This window comes from Synechococcus sp. CCY 0621 (genome assembly GCF_019038465.1).
In the GTDB taxonomy this organism is placed as follows: Bacteria; Cyanobacteriota; Cyanobacteriia; order PCC-6307; family Cyanobiaceae; genus Cyanobium.
This window is the reverse complement of sequence record NZ_JAFKRH010000072.1, coordinates 1-433: the sequence shown is the minus strand read 5'-3', so window position 1 is coordinate 433 and position 433 is coordinate 1. Positions and strand designations below refer to the sequence as shown.

At 71.6% G+C, this 433-nt stretch carries 1 pseudogene; it reads left to right on the top strand.

From position 1 onward, the window contains the following. Positions 1–433, top strand: a pseudogene (locus tag KUG43_RS16655) (DUF4912 domain-containing protein); the annotation flags it as partial.

The window sequence follows — 433 nt, the reverse complement described above, 5'->3', positions numbered from 1 at the left end:
GAGGCCGTTGATTCCGGCCTGCACGAGCGGCTTTACCAAAGCGCCACCAGCCAGTGGCGCCGCCTGGGCCGCGGCTCCGAGGCCTTCCACGAGATCGATGCCGCCGCTGGTCTCGAGGGCGGCGGTGCGTTCTCCGCCTCCGGCGCCGGCCCCTGGGCCTCGGGCCGCAGTGCCTCCGGCATGGGCGGGGTGGGCTCCCGTCAGCGCTCCTTCTGGCTGGTGGCCGATGCCGAGCTGATCGTCTATGGCGCCACCGATCCGGCCGCCCGCCTCAGCATCGGCGGTGAGGAGGTGCCCCTTTCGGCCGATGGCACCTTCCGGGTGCAGGTCCCCTTCCGTGATGGCCAGCAGCTCTATCCGATCGAGGCCGTGGCCGCCGACGGGGAGCAGAAGCGCAGCATCACCATGGAATTCCGCCGCTCCACGCCGGAAG